This window comes from Pseudomonas sp. GM50 (assembly GCF_000282375.1).
Taxonomy (GTDB): domain Bacteria; phylum Pseudomonadota; class Gammaproteobacteria; order Pseudomonadales; family Pseudomonadaceae; genus Aquipseudomonas.
The window spans coordinates 1-21579 of record NZ_AKJK01000105.1 but is presented as its reverse complement, the minus strand read 5'-3'; the positions used below and the strand labels follow the sequence as shown (position 1 = coordinate 21579).

21 protein-coding genes are annotated in these 21579 nt (G+C 59.8%); 15 read left to right on the top strand and 6 right to left on the bottom strand.

The genetic code is table 11. The features are described from left to right. Nucleotides 1-85: 85 nt before the first annotated feature. A complete protein-coding gene (locus PMI30_RS05070; protein ID WP_008013515.1) occupies nt 86-823 on the bottom strand; it encodes a thioesterase II family protein in 738 nt (245 codons plus the stop codon). A 142-nt stretch (nt 824-965) separates the two neighbouring features. Between PMI30_RS05070 and PMI30_RS05075 the strand changes: the two genes are divergently transcribed. After that, the gene (locus tag PMI30_RS05075; RefSeq protein WP_008013514.1) at nt 966-2099 is read left to right on the top strand and encodes a cupin-like domain-containing protein; all 1134 of its coding nucleotides are present in this window, start codon (nt 966-968) and stop codon (nt 2097-2099) included. A 181-nt stretch (nt 2100-2280) separates the two neighbouring features. Here PMI30_RS05075 and PMI30_RS05080 read toward each other — a convergent pair whose 3' ends face one another. Next, nucleotides 2281-3453, bottom strand: a complete 1173-nt coding sequence (locus PMI30_RS05080; RefSeq protein WP_008013513.1) for an MFS transporter — start codon at nt 3451-3453, stop codon at nt 2281-2283. 342 nt (nt 3454-3795) lie between these two features. Between PMI30_RS05080 and idi the strand changes: the two genes are divergently transcribed. The 12 genes from idi (at nt 3796) to PMI30_RS05135 (ending at nt 16806) form a co-directional block, all read left to right on the top strand. Beyond that, nucleotides 3796-4359 carry an isopentenyl-diphosphate Delta-isomerase gene (gene idi, locus PMI30_RS05085; RefSeq protein WP_008013512.1) on the top strand — a complete coding sequence of 188 codons (564 nt, stop codon included), beginning with the start codon at nt 3796-3798 and terminating at the stop codon, nt 4357-4359. A 16-nt stretch (nt 4360-4375) separates the two neighbouring features. Beyond that, the gene (locus PMI30_RS05090) at nt 4376-4573 is read left to right on the top strand and encodes a hypothetical protein (RefSeq protein WP_008013511.1); all 198 of its coding nucleotides are present in this window, start codon (nt 4376-4378) and stop codon (nt 4571-4573) included. A 51-nt stretch (nt 4574-4624) separates the two neighbouring features. After that, nucleotides 4625-6520 (top strand): 1-deoxy-D-xylulose-5-phosphate synthase, encoded by a 1896-nt coding sequence (gene dxs, locus PMI30_RS05095; RefSeq protein WP_008013510.1) that lies wholly within the window; start codon nt 4625-4627, stop codon nt 6518-6520. Continuing rightward, entirely contained in the window at nt 6483-7430 is a 948-nt protein-coding gene (locus PMI30_RS05100) for an SAM-dependent methyltransferase (RefSeq protein ID WP_008013508.1), read from the top strand. Before dxs ends, PMI30_RS05100 begins: the two co-directional genes overlap by 38 nt. 130 nt (nt 7431-7560) lie before the next feature. Beyond that, entirely contained in the window at nt 7561-8736 is a 1176-nt protein-coding gene (locus PMI30_RS05105; protein ID WP_008013506.1) for a Rieske 2Fe-2S domain-containing protein, read from the top strand. After that, a complete protein-coding gene (locus tag PMI30_RS05110) occupies nt 8733-9668 on the top strand; it encodes an SAM-dependent methyltransferase (RefSeq protein WP_008013504.1) in 936 nt (311 codons plus the stop codon). Before PMI30_RS05105 ends, PMI30_RS05110 begins: the two co-directional genes overlap by 4 nt. A 3-nt stretch (nt 9669-9671) precedes the next feature. Further along, complete coding sequence (locus PMI30_RS05115) at nt 9672-10721, top strand: terpene synthase family protein (RefSeq protein WP_008013502.1); 1050 nt, start codon at nt 9672-9674, stop codon at nt 10719-10721. Continuing rightward, nucleotides 10696-11736, top strand: a complete 1041-nt coding sequence (locus PMI30_RS30905; RefSeq protein ID WP_081501305.1) for an aromatic ring-hydroxylating oxygenase subunit alpha — start codon at nt 10696-10698, stop codon at nt 11734-11736. The genes PMI30_RS05115 and PMI30_RS30905 overlap by 26 nt, the downstream gene beginning before the upstream one ends. Nucleotides 11737-11775: 39 nt before the next feature. Then, complete coding sequence (gene ispH / locus PMI30_RS05120; protein WP_008013499.1) at nt 11776-12705, top strand: 4-hydroxy-3-methylbut-2-enyl diphosphate reductase; 930 nt, start codon at nt 11776-11778, stop codon at nt 12703-12705. Nucleotides 12706-12729: 24 nt separating this feature from the next. Next, nucleotides 12730-14040 carry a flavodoxin-dependent (E)-4-hydroxy-3-methylbut-2-enyl-diphosphate synthase gene (gene ispG / locus PMI30_RS05125; protein WP_008013498.1) on the top strand — a complete coding sequence of 437 codons (1311 nt, stop codon included), beginning with the start codon at nt 12730-12732 and terminating at the stop codon, nt 14038-14040. Between the two features lie 89 nt (nt 14041-14129). After that, the gene (locus tag PMI30_RS05130) at nt 14130-15953 is read left to right on the top strand and encodes a glycoside hydrolase family 15 protein (protein ID WP_008013496.1); all 1824 of its coding nucleotides are present in this window, start codon (nt 14130-14132) and stop codon (nt 15951-15953) included. A gap of 463 nt (nt 15954-16416) precedes the next feature. Then, the gene (locus PMI30_RS05135; protein WP_008013493.1) at nt 16417-16806 is read left to right on the top strand and encodes a hypothetical protein; all 390 of its coding nucleotides are present in this window, start codon (nt 16417-16419) and stop codon (nt 16804-16806) included. Nucleotides 16807-16901: 95 nt separating this feature from the next. Here PMI30_RS05135 and PMI30_RS05140 read toward each other — a convergent pair whose 3' ends face one another. Beyond that, entirely contained in the window at nt 16902-17894 is a 993-nt protein-coding gene (locus tag PMI30_RS05140; protein WP_008013491.1) for a GlxA family transcriptional regulator, read from the bottom strand. 91 nt (nt 17895-17985) lie between these two features. Here PMI30_RS05140 and inhA point away from each other — a divergent pair, with 91 nt between their 5' ends. Then, nucleotides 17986-18672, top strand: coding sequence for an isonitrile hydratase (gene inhA, locus PMI30_RS05145; RefSeq protein ID WP_008013489.1), 687 nt, complete (start codon nt 17986-17988; stop codon nt 18670-18672). Nucleotides 18673-18709: 37 nt separating this feature from the next. On the opposite strand, the gene PMI30_RS05150 is transcribed toward inhA, so the two are convergent. Both PMI30_RS05150 and PMI30_RS05155 read right to left on the bottom strand, forming a co-directional pair. Then, entirely contained in the window at nt 18710-19039 is a 330-nt protein-coding gene (locus PMI30_RS05150) for an antibiotic biosynthesis monooxygenase family protein (protein ID WP_008013488.1), read from the bottom strand. A gap of 26 nt (nt 19040-19065) precedes the next feature. Further along, entirely contained in the window at nt 19066-19695 is a 630-nt protein-coding gene (locus PMI30_RS05155) for a LysE family translocator (protein ID WP_008013486.1), read from the bottom strand. An 89-nt stretch (nt 19696-19784) separates the two neighbouring features. Between PMI30_RS05155 and PMI30_RS05160 the strand changes: the two genes are divergently transcribed. Then, entirely contained in the window at nt 19785-21110 is a 1326-nt protein-coding gene (locus PMI30_RS05160) for an aminotransferase-like domain-containing protein (RefSeq protein ID WP_008013484.1), read from the top strand. A 45-nt stretch (nt 21111-21155) separates the two neighbouring features. Here the strand turns inward: PMI30_RS05160 and PMI30_RS31825 are convergent. Further along, a partial coding sequence (locus PMI30_RS31825; protein WP_238542029.1) for a hypothetical protein occupies nt 21156-21579 on the bottom strand: 424 nt, incomplete at its 5' end.

Below are 21579 nucleotides of genomic sequence, written 5' to 3'. Positions count from 1 at the left end.
TGGGGCCATGACAGGCGGCATTGGTTGGATGTCAGACCGCTATCGCGAGCAGGCTCGCTCCCACAGGGTGAAACCGGGTGGATATTCAGGCCATGGCAACCATGGCACCCCGCCGATGATGAACCTCCAACTGATCCTTGATCACCCGTAGCACCTTGGGTTCGTGCTCATGAATGAAGAAGTGCCCGCCGGCCAGCATGTCCACCGAAAAGCTGCCATGGGTTTCCTTGCTCCAGCCGATCAACTGTTCGGTGGTGGCCTTGTCGGCCTTGCCTCCCAGCACGTGCACCGGGCACTTGAGCAATGGCCGCTGCACTGGCTGAAAACGGCCGCACAGCAGAAAGTCCGCGCGCAGAATCGGCAGTGTCAGGCTCATCAGCTCTTCATTGGCCAGCACCTCTTCGCTGGTGCCATTGAGCGTTCGTAGCTGCTCGATCAACTGCGCATCGGTTTTCGGCTCGGCAAAGCCGCGGTCGTAGTCGGCCCGCATCGTGGGTGCCGCCGTTCCCGAGGCAAACAGAGCCACCGGTTCCGGGCAGCCCAGCGCACGAAAGGCGTGGGCCATCTCGCATGCCAGCAAGGCGCCCAGGCTATGACCAAACAAGGCGTAGGGCGCCTTGAGCATCGAACGCAGCTCCGTGGCCAATTGCATCGCCAGCGCGCGCATGTCGGTGTGCAGCGGTTCGCCGAACCGTGCACCACGCCCCGGCAGTTCTACCGGCTGCAGCTGCAGCCACTCCGGCAACTTGCGCCGCCAGCGGCTGTAGACCATGGCACTGGCGCCAGAGTACGGCAGGCACAGCAAGGTCAGCTTGGTCACCACGTTCACCTCAAAAAGTCATCTGTAAGGAAGGACGGTCCAGACGCGGCGCAAATTAGTCAGCGCCGGTTAAATTTCCGCTGCAGGTTATCGTCCCTTGTTCAGATAAAACCAGCTCAGACCAAAACCAACAAGGGGCATCGCCGTGGACCTGCAGACCATCCTGGGCAAACTGTTCGCCAATGCCGGTGCCGTCGGCATCGAAGGGGTTTTTCAATTCGTGTTCGGCCCGCATCAGGCGTACTGGTCCGAGGTCAAGGCCAGCAGCCGCACCGAAGCCGGTCGACATGCCAGCCCCGACGTGACCATCGAAGTCGCGGAAAAGGACTTTCTCGGGATCATGGGCGGCATGGCCAACGTCGAGGAGCTGTTCGCCAGCGGCCGCTTGAAAATCGGCGGCAACATGGGCCTGGCGACGATGCTGCCGCAGATCATCGATCACGCTCGCCATGGGGGCGGTGTGGTGGAAAAGGTCGACATGAACAAGCGCTACCCGACCCCACCGCGTTTCAGTGAAAAGGTTTCCGCGAGCCTGCCGACTCAATATTCGGTGGAGCGCCGGCCACGCGGCGAGCTGTCGGTATTGGAATTCGAGACTCGCTACTTGCCTCACGGCATTCCTCTGGTAATCAGCGATGCCTTGCAAGATTGGCCCCTGTTCAAGCTCAGCCGCGAAGAATCGCTGGTGCACTTCGCCGAACTGCAAGGCATCACCCGACACGGCGATTACGTGAAGAAAACCTTTTCCACGGAACGGGATTTCCGCTCAACCTCCATGGCCGCGTTCATCGCCTCGCTGGATACCCCAGCGGTCAAAAGCGCCGATGGCGAACCACCGGCGTACATGGGCAACAATATCCTGCCCGCCCAATTGATGGAGCAGATCAAGTACCCACCCTATTTCGATCAAGCGCTGTTTATCCCGCCACGCATCTGGATCGGCCCCAAAGGCACGCTGACACCGTTGCATCGCGATGATACCGACAACCTGTTCGCACAAGTCTGGGGCCAGAAAACCTTCACCCTCGCCGCGCCTCATCACCGCGAAGCCCTCGGCACTTGGTCGACGGCCCCCCAGGGCGGGCTCGACGGTTGTGATTTCAACCCGGATGCGCCGGATTACCAGCGCTTCCCCGGCGCGCGGGACGTGACGTTTCTGCGGGTGACCCTGGAGGCCGGCGACCTGCTGTTTCTACCCGAAGGCTGGTTCCATCAGGTGGAATCGGTGTCGACTTCGTTGTCGGTGAATTTCTGGGTGAATTCGGGAAGAGGCTGGTAACCCGGGAGCAGGCTTGCTTGCACCTGGATTTGCATTGCCCCGGTTATTTAGCCCAACACATAACCCCACTGTGGGAGCGAGCCTGCTCGCGATGAGGCCATCACCTTCAACATCAATACCGCCTGCCTGACCGCTATCGCGAGCAGGCTCGCTCCCACATTTTGAATTGCATTGCACCAGGCTATTTCAAATGGCGATAACTCTGCACCGCCGAACCCAACACCACGGCACCCGCGGCGATTGCCACCCAGAACCCGCTGCGCGCACCGAACGCATCCACCAGCCAGCCCGAACTGGCCGCGCCGATCGCCACGCCGATGCTCAAACCGGTGACCAGCCAGGTCAGGCCTTCGGTGAGCTTGGCCGGTGGCACGATGCGCTCCACCAGCGCCATGGCCACAATCAGGGTCGGGGCAAAGAACAGCCCGGCGACGAACACCGCCAGCGACAGCCCGAAAATATTGGCCGCCAGCAGCAACGGTAGCGTGGTCACCGCCGTCGCCACCCCGCCGTAGAGGAACAATTGCGGCAGCGGCAACTTGGAGCGAAACACCCCGAACGCCAACCCGGCCAGGCATGAGCCGATGGCATACACCGACAACACAATACTCGCCGCCGCCGGTTGGCCCTGCTGCTCGGCGAAGGCGACACTGACCACGTCCACCACACCGACGATGGTGCCCATGGCGACCATCAACAGCATCAGCAATTGAATCTCGCTCGAACGAATGATCGAGCCCTGATGGTGTTCTTCATGAGGATGCACCGGCGGCTCGGTGCCGCGCTGCAACACAAACGCCGTGACCCCGACCGCGAGCATCAGCAACGCCGCCAACGGCCCCGCCTCCGGGAACGCCACCACGCACAACCCCACCGACAGCGGCGGCCCGACGATAAAGCACACCTCGTCCAGCACCGATTCCAGCGCATAAGCTGTTTGCAACTCGGGGCGACCGCGATACAACTCGGTCCAGCGCGCCCGCACCATCGCCGACATGCTCGGCATGCAACCGGCCAGTGCGGCAAACGCAAACAACGTCCAGTGCGGCGCCTGCAAGCGGGTACACAGCAACAGCATCAACAGCGCCCCGCCGCCGACCAGTGCCGACACCGGCAAGATCCGGCTTTGACCAAAACGGTCCACCAACCGCGAAACCTGCGGCGCACAAAACGCCGTGGCCAAGGCAAAGGTCGCCGCGATGGAGCCGGCCAATCCATAACCGCCCTGCAGCTGCGAAAGCATGGTGATCAAGCCAATGCCAGTCATTGAAATCGGCATGCGCGCGATCATGCCGGCCAGCACAAAGGCGCGTGCGCCTGGGGCGTGGAATAGCTCGCGGTAGGGGTTTGCCATAACATCCTCACGTCCTTTCTGGACGTGCACGGTGCCATAAACCTTTGCGGATCTAAAGATCGTCCGAGCACCGCCCGAACCTTCACCGATGTCTACAGAAGGGCAATCGACTCGCGACCTACCCAGCGGGCCTCACCAATAGACCCGGTAGAACCGAGAACATATAGGCGCTGTCACATTTCCGATTCACCCTGATATTTCTGCTAGGTTTTCTTAAAAAAACTTGCCGCACACAAAACCGCCAACTAGATTCGAACTCAACATGAACACCGTCTGAATTTCTCTAGATAGTCTGGTCAGCCGTAACGCCCAGTAGCGAAGACACAATAGTGGAGTCTTGCTATGGAAGAATTACTGATTCTGGTCGACCAGCACGATCGCAAAAAGGGCTTTGCGCCCAAACTACAGGCCCACCAACAAGGCCTTCTGCACCGAGCGTTTTCGATCTTCATTTTCGATCAGGCCGGTCGTCTCCTGCTGCAGCAACGCGCCTTCGGCAAATACCATTCTCAAGGTCTGTGGACCAATACCTGTTGCGGCCACCCCAGGCCCGGCGAACGGACGATGGCGGCGGCAAAACGCCGCTTGCAGGAAGAAATGGGCATGACCTGCCCCCTGCGCAAAGTCTCCACCCTGCTCTACCGCGAACAGGTTTCAAACCAGCTTATCGAGTACGAGTTCGACCACCTATTCGTCGGTATCAGCCATTGCGACCCCGTCGCCAATCCCGAGGAAGCCCACGCTTGGCAATGGCTGCAGCTTTCGCAAATATCCGAGCGCATTGACGCTGCCCCCGAGCGCTTCACCATCTGGTTCCGCCGAATACTCCAGACCACCGGGCCTGCCGGGATAAGTGCCTGGACAGAGCTCACAGAAACCAGCCGCCAGGCCGTTCCCTACTCCTGACCACAAGAGACACGCCATGAACAACAGCCACCGGATGGCTTCGGCAACGCTATTGCCGAAAATTGACCAGACGCCCGCACCCCAGACGTTCGAAGCCTGGAAACAAGAGGTGCTGCACCGCACAGCGCTGACACTGGAACATACGTTGCCGGCCAGTGAGAAAGCCCCGGCGCGCCTGCATGAAGTCGATCTGGTCATCAAGCGCTTGCACTGAATGCCTCTTCAGCGAGCGCACCGGAACAACGTTCAAGGAAAGGAATCGAGCATGTTCGAAATACTCAAGACCATCGACAGCCCCGTTGATTTGCGAGCACTGCATGTCGCCGCCCTGGGCCCTCTCGCGGACGAACTACGAGCGTTCATTCTGCATAGCGTGGCGAAAACCGGCGGGCACCTCTCGGCCAACCTCGGCACCGTGGAATTGAGTATCGCGTTGCATTACGTGTTCGATACTCCCAACGACAGAGTCGTGTGGGATGTCGGCCACCAGGCCTACGCCCACAAAATCCTCACCGGCCGACGTGAAGCGATGGCGAGCATTCGTCAACTCGGTGGAATCTCCGGGTTCCCAAGGCGTTGCGAATCGCCGTTCGACACCTTCGGCACGGCGCATTCCAGCACCTCCATCTCGGCAGCGTTGGGTATGGCGCTGGCGGCGCGCAATCAGGCACAACCTCGCCATTGCATTGCGGTGATCGGCGATGGCGCGGTAACCGGCGGCATGGCGTACGAGGCGATGAACAACGCCGGCCTATACAAGGAATTGCCGTTGCTGGTGATCCTCAACGACAACGACATGTCGATCTCGCCGCCGGTCGGTGCCTTGCGCGAGTACTTCGGGAAACTGAAACAGGTAAAAGGGTCAGGAACCGATGCGACTTTTTTTAAAGCCTTGGGCTTCAACTACACCGGCCCCATCGACGGTCATAACCTCGACGAATTGCTCCCTGCCCTGCACGCCCTGAAAAAACTGCGCGGCCCGCAACTGCTGCACATTGTCACGGAAAAAGGTCATGGCTATACCCCGGCGGCGGAGAATCCTGTGCTGTATCACGGGCCAGGAAAATTCGACCCGGCACAGGGTATCGATCCAGCGGGGGCCGCCAAGCCCACGTACACCCAGGTGTTCGGCGATTGGTTATGCGACGAAGCCGACGTTGACCCAAGGATCGTGGCCATCACCCCGGCGATGCGCGAAGGCTCGGGCCTGGTGGAATTCGAACGACGCTTCCCGGACCGTTACTTCGATGTCGGCATTGCCGAACAACACGCGCTGACCTTCACTGCGGGCCTGGCGGCCGACGGTTTGAAACCGGTGGTGGCGATCTACTCGACCTTCCTGCAACGGGCTTACGACCAACTGATTCACGATATCGCGATCCAGAATCTACCCGTGGTATTCGCCATCGACCGTGCCGGTATCGTCGGCGCCGACGGCGCCACTCACATGGGTGCCTTCGACATCGCCTATCTACGCTGCATACCGAACCTGACCGTCATGGCTCCGGCGGATGAAAACGAATGCCGACAGATGTTGCACACCGCTCTCCTCCAAAAAGGTCCGAGTGCCGTGCGTTACCCACGCGGATCAGGTAGCGGTATCGCCGCGTCATCGGCATTGAAGGCCTTGCCAGTGGGCAAAGGTGAAATCCGCCGAACCTCGACACAACACGCCGGTATCCGCATCGCCCTCCTGGCGTTCGGTTCGATGCTGATACCGGCCCTTGAAGCCGCCGAAGCGTTCGACGCCACCGTCGCCAACATGCGCTTCATCAAACCCCTCGATGGCGCCCTCGTTGAGCAATTGGCCCAGGACCATGACCTGTTGGTGACCATTGAGGAAGGTTGTGTGATGGGGGGTGTTGGCTCGGCGTGTCTGGAACATCTGGCTGCCATCGGTTTTTCACCGCCGGTGCTGCAGTTGGGGTTTGGCGATCAATTTATCGAGCACGGAGCACCCGAGAAAGTGCTGGGTTTGTGTGGACTCGATGCGTCCGGAATCACGCGCTCGATAGAGGCTTTTTTGAGCACGCATGACATGGAGTTTTCCAACAACCACGGCGCAACGATCGACGTTTCGTTGCGGGCACGAGCACGAAGTGAATATTCACAAGGAGAGACTAATGAGCACGCAAACGAAGCAGCCTGCTATCGCCCATAAAATTCGCCGGCCCTATCAGGTCATTCAAGGGGCCAGCGTCGACAGCTACCAGGAAAAGGTTGTGTACACCTATCGTGACAGCCCCGAGGACTGGCGCAAGGCGATCGGCGATCGCCTGATGTTTCAGTTTGGCGTCTACGACGACCCGCGCTCACGGACGCCAATCTCCCCCGACGAGTCGGGACTGCGCTATTTCGACCGGCAGATGAAGCTGGCGGGGTACGATCGCGGCGACTTTAGATCGGTCAAGCGGATCCTCGATGTCGGCTGCGGCTGGGGCTTCGGTCTCAAGTATCTGGCCGAGCGCTTTCCCGCCTGCCCAAGGCTGGACGGTATCAACATCAGCCCCAGGCAACTGAAGCACTGCGCCAAATATCATGCTGAGCATGGGCTGAGCAAACGGATCAATCTGTATCTCTGCAATGCTCAGGACGTAGATTTTTTGCCCGACGCCGACGAACCCTACGATCTGGTCACGATCCGGGGTGTCATATCGCACTTCCCGAATGATCTCTACGAACGCTCGATGGCGAAACTCGTTTCCCGGCTCAGGCCAGGCGCAACCGTGATCATCTCCGACAATCTCTACAACCTGCCGCTCGACCACTATCAGTCGGACACCACCGACGACGTCGATCGCCTCGCCTGCAAGCATCGCAAGACACCGGGATATTTCCGCCAGGTCATCGAACAGAGCGGCCTCAGCGTGGAGGACATGCGCGTCCTGCCCGAGAACATTGACGTCGCGCGCTGGTTCATGGACGTCAAGAAGAACATCGAAACGCATTTCACGGCGCAAACGATACCGCCGCCGCTGGAAGAACTGCGCGTGATGGCGGTGAATGTCTCGGTAGCGCTGATCAAGGACCAGTTCTCGACCTACAGCGTGATCGCCCGCCGTGCCAAATAGCGAATTGCTCCGCGTTGCAGGAAGAAAGACTAAAGCCCCCCCAAAAAAATGTCCGCTGTCAGCTTCAATGGTCAACGACTTGCCAGTAGCTCGCCGCGTAAATCAAGAGACCTTCATTACAGGAGTTCAAATGTCTGACATCCCAGTACAAGAGCTGTCCGACGTCACGAAAATGGACAGGGAGGACCTCCTCCACGAGCCCTCGCGGCCCGAGATCATCTGCCCTGCCAGCGCCCATCTGATTGACACCTCCACGTCGAACAAGCGTAGCGCCACTGGGGACACGCGCGTCCCACTGCCTTATCCCGACGGCTGGTTTCGCGCCTGCTTCAGCCGCGATCTTGAACGAGGCGCAGTACTCACCGTTCCATTCATGGGGCAAGAGTTGGTGCTGTACCGCACAGCCTCAGGCCGCGCCAGTGCCATCGATCCCTATTGTCCCCACATGGGGGCTCACCTCGGACGGGGCAAGGTACAGGGCGAAGAGCTGGTTTGTCCGTTCCATGGCCTGGCCTTCGGTCTGGATGGCAGTTGCCTACACAGCGGGAATGGCGCGAAGCCTCCCAATGCGTGGCTCACCACGCGCCATATGAGAGAAATCAATGGCGCGGTGATGGTGTGGGCCGACCACCAGAACCGACCTCCAAGCTGGGAAGTGCCGAGTTGGGACTTGAGCGTGTTCGCGGCCCCTTCCCAGCACACCAGCCAGGACCTGAACGGCTACTGCCAGGATACCGGGGAAAACAGCGTCGACTTGATCCATTTCAGCTGGTTGCATGGCCTCACGGAACCCGCAATGACCCATGAGGTGGGAGACTACTGGTTCGAAACCACCCTCACCGCCAGTTGGAAGGGGCAGCCGATGCGCATGCGCATGCGGCAGATTGGCCTGGGTCATGTGCAAGCCGTCAGTGAGATGACTCGGATCGGTTTTCGCCTCACCACGATGCTGTATTCCACCCCGACCGCGCCGATGAAGTGGACCATGAGCTGGATCGACATGATGGAGCTCGAGCTCTTCGAACGCTGGCCCATACCGATCAGGAAAGTGGCATATGCCGTGCTGGCTCCCCTCGCGAAACGTTGGCTGGTGACCTTCACCCAGGCCGACAACCCAATCTGGAACGCACGCGCCTACCTCGATCACCCGCGGCTGATGACGGGCGACAAAGGGATCGCAACCTTTCGTCGGTGGGCGACCCGGTTCTATCCGACGCAGTCCACCAACGTGCAAGGAGATTCCATCCCCCCGATCGCATCGACCGAATTCATGCATTCACCATTCTTCCAGGAGAGCCCGCTATGAAAGTACACAAGAGTACGATCGCTATCGACGTCATCCGCAGCACCACTGCCGACCACTATCAGAGCAAGATCGAAAGCGTCTACGCCGATCCTCCAGAAGAATGGCGGAAGGTGATCGGCAACGAGTTCTGGTATCAGTACGGCGTGTTCGACGAGAAGATGGACCCGTGCAGTCTTCCGCTCGACGCGTCCGGGCGGCGGCACATGGAGTACCAATTCGAGCTGGCCGAACAGGCTGGTGCAGACGTCTCTTCGCAATCCATCCGAAGGGCCATCGACATCGGCTGCGGCTGGGGGCCTGTGCTGAGCTTCCTGGCCAATCGCTACCCAGACTGCGAGCGCATTGACGGTGTCAACGTCAGCCGCCCTCAGTTGGAGTACGCCAGCCAGGTGATCACCCGCAAGAGCTTGGCTGACCGGATTCGGCTGTACCTTTGCAATGCCAAGGACATTGGCGCTCTGCCTGACCCGAAGCTGCCCTACGACCTCGCCATTTTCCGAGGCAGTCTCTTCCACTTCACACCGCAGGTGCTGCAGAAAACCATGCAGTCACTGGCGCAACGCATGCGCACCAACGGCACGGTGATCATTTCCGAGAGTCTCTACAACGTGGACTTGGCGACCTACCAGTCGTTCATCCCCGACAAGGTGGATCGCGCCGCCTCCGGCCATCGCAAGACGCCGGATAGCCTGCACAAAGCTCTGGAGGACAACGGCTTTGAAGTTATCGACAGTCGCGTCACCCCCTCCAACGAAGATGTGCTTCGCTGGTACGCGCTCGTCAAGGGCAACCTTGACGCGCACTACCCCGACAGCAGTAATCCCAATTTCTCCGAGCTGCGAGATATCGCAATCAACTTTTCGGACGCTTTGCGAAAGAACAAGGCGTCTTCATACAGTTTCATCGCGCGCAGGCGCCAGGGAAAGGAGTGAGCCATGAACCATTCTGCACAGTCCCTTGCGTCCGAGGTGAGCTTCTACATCCCGGAGATGCACTGCAGCGAGCTCCCGAGAATTCACCCGGACTATCCCATCATCGACGAGCTCAATGCCGCCTGGGTCCGGGAGTTCCTTCCGTTCACCGACGAGGCCGCGCGACTTCACTTCCTGCGGCTTCATCTTCCCATGTGGGACAGTCTGATATTCCCTATTGGACCGGCCGATCGCCTCGTCCATACCTCATGCGTGACAAGCCTGATCCTGGCCATCGACGATATGCCTCTGGGCCGGCATGCGATGTTCCATGACGGTGAAGTCGCGTTGCTGGAAGGGCATCCTTTCGCCCCTGCCGCACAGGACATCTTTGGCAAACTGCGGCAGCACATGCCCGCACCGGTGTATCGCCGCTATTGCCAAGCGTGGCAGGCCTGGTTCGAAAGCGTGGAGGAAGAAGCCAGGCTGGTCGCCACCGGCAAGGTGCTGCCATTCGACGAATTCCTCGAGTTGCGCCACTGGAACACAGGCCTCTTGCCCTCTTTTCCTGTGGCCGAGTTTCTGTACGGCCTCGATCTGACCGAGCTACTGGCGCAAGACCGCGAACTGCAGTTGGCCATCCGGGTCACCAACGAACACGTCGGTCTGGTCAACGACATCCTTTCTCACCGCAAGGAGCACGCCATCGGCGTGACCCTCAATGCGATGGAAAGCCTGCGCATTGCGCATGGCCACAGCCCGCAGGAAGCTGCTGACATCCTGTGCCAACGCATCCGCAAGGCTGACCGCACCCGCGTCGAACTCTGCGAGGTGCTGCGTCGCCGCTACGCCGATCGCCCGGATGCCGATCGTATCGGCATGTACCTGGATGGCCTGGGTCGGATCTGCGCGGGCAATTTACGCTGGCTGCTGGAAAACGACCGGTACGTGGACAGCCACGGTAATGGTTGGGACTGGACCCGCTCACGGCTCATTGTTCTCGATCCCGACCCTGCACCGGCCCATTCAGCCATAGGGGGATCACATTATGACAATGTCAAACCTTCCTCATGAAAAGACAACTCCATCAACGTCATATCCCAACGGCTGGTTCGCACTGTGCTTCGTCAGTGACCTCAAACCCAAAGCAGTGAAAACGGTGCCATTCATGGGTGAGGAGTTAGTGCTTTACCGCACGGAGTCAGGCGTTGCCCGAGCTGTCGAACCCTTTTGTCCGCACCTTGGTGCCCATCTCGGAAGGGGAGGAAAGATCGTCGGCGAAACTATTGTGTGCCCCTTTCATCATTTCGCTTTCGCTGCCGATGGTCATTGCCTGCACACTCCCGGCAGGCTCAAACCGCCACAGGCAAGGCTTGCTCGCCGCCAAGTACAAGAATGGAACGGACTGATACTCGTGTGGCAAGGACCCGATTTACCTCACGCAATATGGAAACTGCCCAACCTTGAATTGGCAGGATTTTCCACTCCCCTCAGAGGTCACTACAACGTATGTGGCAACCTCCAGAACATCACCGAAAATGCCTTTGACGTGAACCATTTCGAATCTATTCATGGTTGGCTGAAGGCGGTAATGCAGCCTCCTGAAGCCGAAGGCCATCAACTGACAGTCCAGCACACCATGGAAGTGCTCGGGCTCGCCGCTCAGATCAAAATCAACCTTTATGGGCTCGGAATAATGGTTGCGGAACTGACCCAGAAACGACTGGGTCTGCAGATCAAGTTGATGGTAACTCCTAGGCAGATCGGGCCGCAGCAATGGGCGTTTCAAGACTTTATGGTGCTTCGGGTCACGAGGCTTTCGACGTTCCCACGCTGGATCAGAAACACATTGAATATGGCCCTGGCAGCAGCGGCTTACCGTTTCTGGTTCACCCCTGAACTGAAAAAAGACATATTCATTTGGGACCACAGATATTACGGCGCAAAACCGAAACTCACCGTCAACGAAGGCCCGATCATGATGTTCCGCAATTGGGCGACGCAGTTTTATCCGCCCCATGAAGCCGCGCCCGAAAAGCAAACGGTAACGGAAACACTCATTGCTTCTACCCGCGACATACACACTTGAAATGTCACGGAGCCAGAGTCAGTCACGTGAGAAACCACCATGAAAGTCATCCTCGCCCAACCCCGAGGTTTCTGCGCCGGTGTCATTCGCGCTGTCGATACCGTCGAACAGGCCCTCGAATACCACGGCGCCCCCGTCTATGTGCGGCACGAAATCGTCCATAACCAGCACGTGGTCGATGACTTACGAACCAAAGGGGCGAGGTTCGTCGAAAACCTGAATGAAGTGCCAGCCAATGCCGTCACCATATTCAGCGCCCACGGTGTTGGCAAAGAGGTGGAAAACGAGGCTCGCGACCGGGGATTACAGATACTGGATGCCACCTGCCCGCTGGTGACCAAGGTGCACAACCATGGCCGTCAGTACGCCGCCAAAGGTTATCAAGTGATCCTGATCGGCGAACCGGATCATCCCGAGGTAATCGGCACTTTGGGGCACATTCCCGCCCCGGTGGTAGTCGTGCAAACCGAAGCGCAAGTCGCAGCCCTTGAGTTTACCCAGGACACTGCGCTCGCCTATATCACCCAAACCACCCTCAGTGTCGATGACACCCGTGCGGTGGTCCTGGCACTCAAGCGGCGTTATTCTCGGATCATCGGGCCGGACATCCGTGACATTTGCTACGCCGTGCAGAATCGCCAGACGGCCGTGCGTGAACTGAGCCAGTGCGTCGATGTGGTGCTGGTGATCGGCAGCCCCCAAAGCGCCAACTCCGTGACGTTGCGTGATATCGCCGCGCAAGCCGGAAAGCCCAGTTACCTGATCGCCGATGGCCACTCTGTTCGTCGCAAATGGTTCAAACATAAGTCTACCGTGGGCATTACTGCCGGCGCCTCAACCCCCGAGGCCATGGTCGACGACGTACTCGATGCCCTGAAAAGGATCGCCCCGCTCGAGATCGAGAACCTGCCGGGACGCGAAGAACATGTTCACTTCCGCCTTCCCGACGGGTTGATCGCTCGTCAGTAAGCCGCGACCACAGGAGTCGAATCCATGGACAGCGCAATCGCTCGACGCAAAACCCGGCAAGTCACCATCGGCCCCGTCACCGTGGGCAGCGATGGGCCCATTGTTGTGCAGGCGATGACCAACACTGATACCGCCGACGCCCAAGCCACGGCTTTGCAGGTCGAAAGCCTGGCGCTGGCCGGTGCCGAACTGGTGCGGATCACGGTCAACAGCCACGACGCCGCCGCTCAGGTGGCACACATTCGCGATCTATTGGACCGGCGCAACATCAATGTGCCGCTGGTCGGCGACTTTCACTTCAACGGTCATCGCTTGTTGGCGACGTATCCCGAATGCGCCGAGGCGCTGGGCAAGTACCGCATCAACCCCGGCAACGTCGGCAAGGGTGCCAAGCGTGACGAACAGTTCTGCAGCATGATCGAGGTCGCCTGCCGCTACGACAAACCGGTGAGAATCGGCGTCAACTGGGGCAGCCTGGACCCGGACCTGTTGGCCCGGATGATGGACGCCAACGCCGCACTGGCCCTGCCGTTGGAGGCCGATGCGGTGATGCGTGAAGCGGTGGTGGTGTCGGCGCTGGAAAATGCGCAGCGGGCCATCGACGTCGGCTTGCCGGCAGACCGGATCGTGCTGTCGGCAAAAGTCAGCCATGTGCAGGACTTGATCGCGGTGTACCGCAACCTTGCGGCACGTTGCGATTTTCCGCTGCACCTGGGGTTGACCGAAGCCGGCATGGGTTCCAAAGGCATCGTCGCCTCATCCACCGCGCTGGCGGTGCTGTTGCAGGAAGGCATTGGTGACACGCTACGAATTTCCCTCACGCCGGAACCCAAGGGCGACCGCACCCGTGAGGTGCTGGTTGCGCAGCAAATTCTGCAAGTCATGGGCTTGCGCGCATTTACGCCCACAGTGGTCGCCTGCCCTGGCTGCGGACGCACCACCAGCAGTTTCTTTCAGGAACTGGCTCAGCAGATCGAAGGCTTTCTCCAGGCGCGGATGCCGACCTGGAAAGGGCAATTTCCCGGTGTCGAACAGATGCACGTCGCGGTTATGGGCTGCGTCGTCAACGGTCCCGGCGAGAGCCGCCTGGCAGACATTGGCATCTCGCTGCCTGGCGCCGGGGGACATCCTTCGGCACCGGTGTACATGGACGGCGAGCGGGTGATGACGCTCAAGGGCAGCAGCATTGCAACGGACTTCACTCAGTTGCTCGACGCCTACGTGGCTGCCCGGTATGGCCAGCACCCACAAGCCCGATCAAGACTGCTGGAACTGTTGAAGCCTGCTCCTTCAGTCGCGTCCGACGAACTGCAAAATCCCAGGTCTTTGAAGTGATCGACGCCAGAAAACTCACTCACCAGTGAACTCCTGCCCGATCGCATCGGTCAGCTGGTTAGGCCCTCGGTTCCCGGAGCTCCGCGGTAATGGCTGATCATTCCGAACGACAAAGCGCCATCGACGCCCACGGCATCATTGGCGACATGCGCAGCGCCGCACTGGTCAACGACAAGGGCAGCGTGGACTTTTTCTGCTGGCCGGAATTCGACAGTCCGTCGATCTTCTGCGCGCTGCTGGACAGCCCCGAAGCCGGCATCTTCCAACTGGCCCCGGACCTGCCCGATGCCCGTCGCGAGCAGATTTACCTGCCCGACACCAACGTCCTGCAAACCCGCTGGCTCAGCGATCACGCAGTGGTTGAAGTCACCGACCTGCTGCCCATCGGCGACAGCGAAGATGATTGGCCGATGTTGATGCGCCGGGTGCGGGTGGTCAGTGGTCAAGCGACGATCCGCATGCATTGTGCCGTGCGTCATGACTATGCCCGGGCTCACACCAAGGCCCGGGCACGCGGTCAGAGTGTGTATTTCGAGGCCTCCGGTCAGCCGGCCCTGCAACTGTGTTCGGATCAGCCCTTGAGCATTGAGGGCAATGCAGCGCTTGCCGAGTTCACCCTCGAACAGGGCCAGGGCGCCGAGTTCCTGCTCGGCGGCGTTGACGATGCACGCTTCAAGGAAGGCGCCGCCGCATTGTGCCTGGAGCGCACCCTGAAGTTCTGGCGCGACTGGATCGGCCAGTCCAATTATCGCGGTCGCTGGCGGGAAATGGTCAATCGCTCGGCCCTGACCCTGAAGCTGCTGACCTCACGCAAACACGGCGCCATCCTCGCCGCCGCCACCTTCGGCCTACCGGAAACGCCCGGTGGCGAACGCAACTGGGACTACCGCTACACCTGGATCCGCGACGCCTCGTTCACCGTCTATGCCTTCATGCGCCTGGGCTTCGTCGAGGAAGCCAACGCCTACACGCGCTGGTTGCGCGGTCGGGTCAGGGATTGTCACGGCAAGCCCATGAAACTCAACATCCTCTACGCCATCGATGGCCGTCAGGAACTGCCGGAAACCGAACTCTCGCATCTATCCGGCCATGGCGGCGCGGCGCCGGTACGCATCGGCAATCAGGCTTACGATCAAGTCCAGCTCGATATCTTTGGCGAGCTGATGGACGCTGTGTATCTGGTCAACAAGCACGGTGAAGCGATTTCCCATGATGGCTGGAAACACACTGTGGAAGTGGTCGATCAGGTCTGCGAAACCTGGCAGCAAAAAGACGTTGGCATCTGGGAAATGCGCGGCGAGCAGTATCACTTCCTGCACTCGCGACTGATGTGCTGGGTGGCCGTGGACCGGGCCATCCGCCTGGCGTCCAAACGCTCGCTGCCCGCCCCGTTCGCCCGCTGGGACCAGACCCGTCAAGCGATCTACACCGACATCTGGAGCAACTTCTGGAACGAAGAACGCGGGCATTTCGTCCAGCACATCGGCGGCACCGGCCTCGATGGCTCGATGCTGCTGATGCCGCTGGTGCGCTTCGTCAGCGCCAAGGATCCGCGCTGGATCGCGACCCTTGAAGCCATCGAGAAAACCCTGGTGCGCGCAGGCATGGTCTACCGCTACCGCAATGACGACAGCCAGATCGACGGCCTGCCCGGCACCGAAGGCGCCTTCGCCGCGTGCTCGTTCTGGTACGTCGAATGCCTGGCCCGGGCCGGCCAAGTGGAGAAGGCGCACCTGGAGTTCGAGCAATTGCTGAAGTACGCCAACCCGCTGGGGCTGTATGCCGAAGAGTTCGACAGCCATGCCCGGCACTTGGGCAACACACCGCAAGCGCTGACGCATCTGGCGCTGATCAGCGCGGCGAGTTTCCTGGATCGGAAATTGAGCGGGGAGAAAAACTTCTGGCAGCCTTGAGACCGAGGCGCCTGCTTCGCGGGCAAGCCTCGCTCCTGCAAGATCATCCACAACCGCCAAAACTCGTCGGAAATATCCCCTTTTACGACGTTTTTTGTAGGACCGAGGCTACGCCCGATGAACTTAAACACGCACTGTCAGCCACTACTGTCCCTCCGTGGTGAGGGGGCTTGCCCCCGTTGGGGCGCGCAGCGACCCCTTGAATGCACAACCCCATTCCTCCAGAAGCACCGCATTTGCTGGCTTTGCGACCGCTGCGCAGCCGAACAGGGGCAAGCCACCTCGCCACAGAACCAGGTAGGCCGAACCTACAATCACTAAACAAAACCAGTCCAATCAACACGCGGTAACGCATTCCTACATCCGGAAATACCTTGTTGCCAGCGCCTGCTTCCCTCCCTAACATCCACGCTCAACGGGTACAGCGGAGCTGTCCAACAAAACCCGAATTCAAGGAACCAGAATGACTCAGCGTATCCATCGCAGCATCGACACCCCACTCCGATCAGGCCTGAACCGGGATGAATTGTGGGAGGGCCATGACAAAGGCCTGATCAAATGCTGGGAAATCGGCCGCCAACGCGCCGCCCGCTTCCCCGACCTCGCCCAACAATGCCTCACCGGCGAACTCCCGGTGCTGGGCTGGAAAGGTGGCGTCAGCCGCAGCCTGAAAAAACTCGAAAAATACGGATCTCTGAAATACCTCGCCCAATGGCAGGGATTGCGCGGAGAAGATCTGGACATTGATCTGAGCACAGAACGGGCGTTGACCTGCTCCAGGACCAGAATGGCCGTGACGTTTACGCCGGATCGATCGAAGTACTTTAATCAGGTCGCGGACGTGGAAGTCTGAGGAGAAGGACTCAGGTCGAATTGGATCAGCCCTCTCAAAACAGCCACTCTGGAGTGTCGGGCATAACATTGCCGAAGAAGCGCCCGAAGCGACCCTCAAGGCATTACTGGATCTGCTGGAGGGCTGACGGAAAAGCGCTCGCGGTAGGCTTGCGGCGTCACGCCCATGGCTCGCAGAAAACTGCGGCGCAAAGTTTCTTCGCTGCCAAACCCGCATTGCACCGCTACCCGTTTGATCGGCACACCGGTGTCACTGAGCAAGCGCCGGGCGGTCTCGACCCGAATCAGTTCGATGGCCCGCGCCGGGGTCTGGCCGGTGTCGGCGCGGTAGTGACGAACGAAGCTGCGCTCGCTCATGCCGGCCTGTAAGGCCAAGGTCGGGATGCCGAGGTCTTTGGTTAAATTTTCGCTGATCCAGGCGTGAAGGTCGTCGAATCGGTTGCCTTCCTTTTGCAGGGACAGGGTCACGCTGAACTGCGACTGGCCCCCCGGACGCTTGAGAAACACCACCAGTTGGCGGGCGACGTCCAGAGCCATGGTTCGGCCGAGATCTTCCTCGACCATCGCCAAGGCCAGGTCAATGCCCGCGGTGACCCCGGCCGAGGTCCAGACCGGGCCATCGTTGATGAAAATCGGGTTGGGTTCGACCTGTAGTTTGGGATGTTGCTGCGCCAATTGCTCGCAGCGGGTCCAGTGCGTGACCACCCGCCTGCCATCGAGCCAACCGCTGGCCGCCAGCAAAAACGCCCCGGTGCACACCGACGCCACCCGCCGACACCCCGTCGCATGCTCACGCACCCAGGCCACCAGTGACTCGTCTTTCGCCGCCGCGTAAACGCCCCAGCCACCGGCAATGATCAACGTGTCACTGCCCTGTTTCGCCAGCGGCTCTGCCAACAGCGCCAACCCCGCCGACGACATCACCGCCCCGCCACCGCTGGCAATCACGGACGGCGTATAGGGCGGCGGCAAACCTTGCTGGCGGGCAATGTCGTTGGCCGAGGCAAACACCTGCAACGGCCCGGTGACGTCGAGCACTTGCACGTTGGCAAAGGCCAGCACATGAATGGTTTTCGGGTTGCTAGGCATATTTGGCGTAATTCGTGGGGTTATTGGCGTATGCGCCAGATCCTACGAGCCTACAGTGAAGTCGTCCACCCCAACCAGGAGAAAAAACGCCATGACGTTGCAGATCGGTTTTCTGTTGTTTCCACAGCTTCAACAACTGGACCTGACCGGCCCTTATGACGTGCTGGCCTCGCTGCCGGACGTGAAAGTGCACCTGATCTGGAAGGACCTGATGCCAGTCACCGCGAGTACCGGGCTGGTGTTGAAACCGACCACCACCTTCGACGATTGCCCGCCGCTGGATGTGATCTGCGTTCCCGGTGGCGGCGGCGTCGGGCCGTTGATGGAGGATGACGAAACCCTGGCCTTCATCAAGGCTCAGGCCGCTAACGCAAAGTATGTCACTTCGGTTTGCACCGGCGCGCTGGTGCTTGGCGCGGCGGGGTTGCTCAAGGGCAAGCGCGCTACCACGCACTGGGCGTATCACGAATTGCTTGGGGTTTTGGGAGCGATTGCGGTGAACGATCGGGTGGTGCGCGACGGCAATCTGCTGACCGGTGGCGGGATCACCGCGGGGATCGATTTTGCCCTGACCCTGGCGGCTGAATTGTTCGATAAGGACACGGCGCAACTGGTGCAGTTGCAACTGGAATACGCGCCGGCACCACCGTTTGCTTCGGGCAGCCCCGAGACAGCGCCGGTCAGCGTGCTGGATGAAGCCCGCAAACGCGCTGCCGCGTCGTTGAAATTGCGCTCGGAAATCACCGAACGTGCAGCGGCGAAACTCGCCCGCCAGTGAAAGAAACGGCTGCGGGCGCTATCGCCCCCGCAGCCAGTCACTCAGGTCGACCATTGGGCACAAACAGCTCGAACGAGTCATCACCATAAGCCCGCTCCACTTTAGCGATCACCACTTGATAACCCGCGTACCACTTGCGGTACTGACGCTTGGCCTCCAGGTGCCTGGGATGGCTGGCGAATTCCCGTATAGAGGTTTCGTCCTGCCAGTAGTAACTGGCGTTGACCAACTCGCCATCGGCCGAGCACCAGGATTGGGTGCCGACAAACCCTTCGATGCTGATCGCGACTTCGTCGATCAACGCGCTCAACCGGTTGAACTCCTCGTCCCGTTGCCCGGGTTTGTAGATAAACGATGCGATGTACATGCAGAGGTTCCTTTTCAGCTAATGAGTCAGGCCGGACGAGTCATCAGGACTAGCCGGACGGCGAGCAACAGCAGTACTGCGGCCAGCCCCAATGACTGCCATTTGGCGAATGTCGAAGTACTGGAAACAAGCCGGCTGACCGTACTGCCGAAAACCCCGAGCAGGGTGTGAAACACGCCACTGACCAAGGTCAACACCATGCCCAGCAGCACCAGTTGTACGGCAATCGACCCCCGCTGCGCGTTAACGAATTGCGGCAGGAACACCATGAAAAACAGTAAGGCCTTGGGGTTCAACAGGCTGTTGAGCATCGCCCGGATCAGCAGGGTCTTGAGCGGCACCTGCGCCACATCCGACGTGTCGCTGGCCGATGTTTTTTGCAACACCTTGAACGCCAGCCACAGCAGGTACAGGCCCCCGGCATAACGGATCAGGTCGAAGGCCGGCGGCCAGCTGGCAACCAGTGCCGTCACGCCCATCGCAGTCAGCGCCGTCAGGATCAGATCGGCCAGGCCAATGCCCAATCCTGACGCCACACCACCACGCCAGCCATAACTGGCGCCATGACTGATCACGAAGGCCATGTTCGGTCCCGGTGACAGCAGCAACAACATCACCGCGCCAACGAAAATCGATAAGGTCGCAGGGTCAATCACAGCGAAGTCTCCGTCCTGGAAAGCCTGTAGATTAGAACGCCAATCTGATACAAACAAAAAATTGATCCAGATACAAAGAGCACTCACCCATGACCCGTATTCGCTACAAACGCCTGGTGGATCAGTTCGCCGGGAGGATTCGCAGCGGTGAACTGCCACCCGCCACACAGTTGCCGACCATTCGTGCGTTGATGCAGAGCGAGCGGATTGCCCTGGCCACTGCATTGCGGGTCTATCACGAGCTGGAGGCGATCGGCCTGGTGGTCGGCGAAACCGGCCGTGGCACCTTTGTACGCGACACGTCCTTGCCACGCGGACTGGGGCTGGAACAGCAACCACTGGGCGTCGGCATGGTGGACCTGACCTTCAATTACCCGTCGGTACCCGGTCAGGACGAGTTATTGCGCGAGGGTTTGCGAGCGATTGCCGCCTCCGGCGATATCGATGCGCTATTGCATTCCGCGCCTCAGGGCGGGCGGGCACATGAACGGCAGACGGCGGCCCGACATTTACGCAATCGGGACATTCGGGTGGGAGGCGATCAGGTGCTGATCGTCAACGGCGCTCAGCAAGGTCTTGCCGTGACGCTGATGGCACTGCTCAAACCGGGAGATATTCTGGCCCTCGACGCCCTCACCTACCCTGGCCTGAAAACCCTGGCCCAGGCCCATCGGCTGGACCTCGAAGCCCTGCCGCAAATCGCCGGGCACACCGATCTCGACGCCCTGGAAGCGCTGTGCAAGCGGCGCCCCGTGCGGGCGCTCTACAGCATGCCGACGATGCACAATCCGTTGGGGACGGTGATGTCCATCGCCGACCGTGAACGCCTGGTGCAATTGGCCGAACGCTACGACTTTCTGATCATCGAAGACGGCGCCTATGCATTCCTCGCAGAACCGGCGCCCAAACCGCTGTTTACCTTGGCCCCGCAGCGCACGCTGTATATCAGCGGTCTGTCGAAAAGCGTTGCCTCGGGCCTGCGCATTGGTTTCATCGTTGCACCGAAAGCGATGATGCCGGTGCTGGAACAAGCCATCCGCGTGTCGACATGGAGCACCCCGTCGCTGACCGTCGCACTGGCCTGCCACTGGATCGATAGCGGCGAAGTCGACAACCTCGAAGAGCAAAAACGCCTGGACGCCCGGCAGCGACAGGACCTGGCTCGGCAAATCCTGAGTAATTGCGAACTGGTGGCGCATCCCGGTTCCTACTACCTTTGGCTCAGATTGCCCGAAGGCTTGCGGGCCGAAACGGTGGTTGCCGAGCTGGAACGTAAAGGTGTGCAGGTGACCAGCGCCGAACCCTTTGCCACGACCACTCACGTGCCTTCTGCACTGCGGGTGGCCATGGGATCGATCAGCCTCGACGTGTTGAAACGCGCCCTGGAGACACTGCGTGAAGTCGTGGACATCTGACGGACTTTTCTGACGCCCATAAAAAAACCCGCCTAAGCGGGTTTCTCAAGACCATTGCGACATCCTGTCGGCAGCCATCCTGGCGTATGGTCGATCATCCGTGATCCTGAGCACGTCCTGTGCTTCAGTTGATGGATCCAGATTAAACGCATCGGTGAAGCTTAAAAAGACGACATACCACTGGCTACGTGTAAGCCATTGACCATTCAATGCCTGAAACCTGCATTTGTAGCAGCTGTCAGCTGCTACAAGAAACCAGATTGCAGTTTTCTGCAGACGAAAAAAAACCCGCCGAAGCGGGTTTTTCCCAAGACCATATCGACTCCCTGTCGGCAGCGATCCTTGCCATGGTCGATCATCCGTGCCCCTGGAGCACTTCCTGTGCCGTAGGAGCGAGGCTTGCCCGCGATGAACGATGACGCGGTCCTGCTTGAGACAGCGCGATGCTCCCTTCGCGGGCAAGCCTCGC

What these genes read in the sequence shown, in the direction of transcription:
- PMI30_RS05080 (WP_008013513.1), bottom strand. Translation starts at nt 3,453, where the DNA reads ATGGCAAACCCCTACCGCGAGCTATTCCACGCCCCAGGCGCACGCGCC.
- idi (WP_008013512.1), top strand. Translation starts at nt 3,796, where the DNA reads ATGGAAGAATTACTGATTCTGGTCGACCAGCACGATCGCAAAAAGGGC.
- PMI30_RS05090 (WP_008013511.1), top strand. Translation starts at nt 4,376, where the DNA reads ATGAACAACAGCCACCGGATGGCTTCGGCAACGCTATTGCCGAAAATT.
- dxs (WP_008013510.1), top strand. Translation starts at nt 4,625, where the DNA reads ATGTTCGAAATACTCAAGACCATCGACAGCCCCGTTGATTTGCGAGCA.
- PMI30_RS05100 (WP_008013508.1), top strand. Translation starts at nt 6,483, where the DNA reads ATGAGCACGCAAACGAAGCAGCCTGCTATCGCCCATAAAATTCGCCGG.
- PMI30_RS05105 (WP_008013506.1), top strand. Translation starts at nt 7,561, where the DNA reads ATGTCTGACATCCCAGTACAAGAGCTGTCCGACGTCACGAAAATGGAC.
- PMI30_RS05110 (WP_008013504.1), top strand. Translation starts at nt 8,733, where the DNA reads ATGAAAGTACACAAGAGTACGATCGCTATCGACGTCATCCGCAGCACC.
- PMI30_RS05115 (WP_008013502.1), top strand. Translation starts at nt 9,672, where the DNA reads ATGAACCATTCTGCACAGTCCCTTGCGTCCGAGGTGAGCTTCTACATC.
- PMI30_RS30905 (WP_081501305.1), top strand. Translation starts at nt 10,696, where the DNA reads ATGACAATGTCAAACCTTCCTCATGAAAAGACAACTCCATCAACGTCA.
- ispH (WP_008013499.1), top strand. Translation starts at nt 11,776, where the DNA reads ATGAAAGTCATCCTCGCCCAACCCCGAGGTTTCTGCGCCGGTGTCATT.
- ispG (WP_008013498.1), top strand. Translation starts at nt 12,730, where the DNA reads ATGGACAGCGCAATCGCTCGACGCAAAACCCGGCAAGTCACCATCGGC.
- PMI30_RS05130 (WP_008013496.1), top strand. Translation starts at nt 14,130, where the DNA reads ATGGCTGATCATTCCGAACGACAAAGCGCCATCGACGCCCACGGCATC.
- PMI30_RS05135 (WP_008013493.1), top strand. Translation starts at nt 16,417, where the DNA reads ATGACTCAGCGTATCCATCGCAGCATCGACACCCCACTCCGATCAGGC.
- PMI30_RS05140 (WP_008013491.1), bottom strand. Translation starts at nt 17,894, where the DNA reads ATGCCTAGCAACCCGAAAACCATTCATGTGCTGGCCTTTGCCAACGTG.
- inhA (WP_008013489.1), top strand. Translation starts at nt 17,986, where the DNA reads ATGACGTTGCAGATCGGTTTTCTGTTGTTTCCACAGCTTCAACAACTG.
- PMI30_RS05150 (WP_008013488.1), bottom strand. Translation starts at nt 19,039, where the DNA reads ATGTACATCGCATCGTTTATCTACAAACCCGGGCAACGGGACGAGGAG.
- PMI30_RS05160 (WP_008013484.1), top strand. Translation starts at nt 19,785, where the DNA reads ATGACCCGTATTCGCTACAAACGCCTGGTGGATCAGTTCGCCGGGAGG.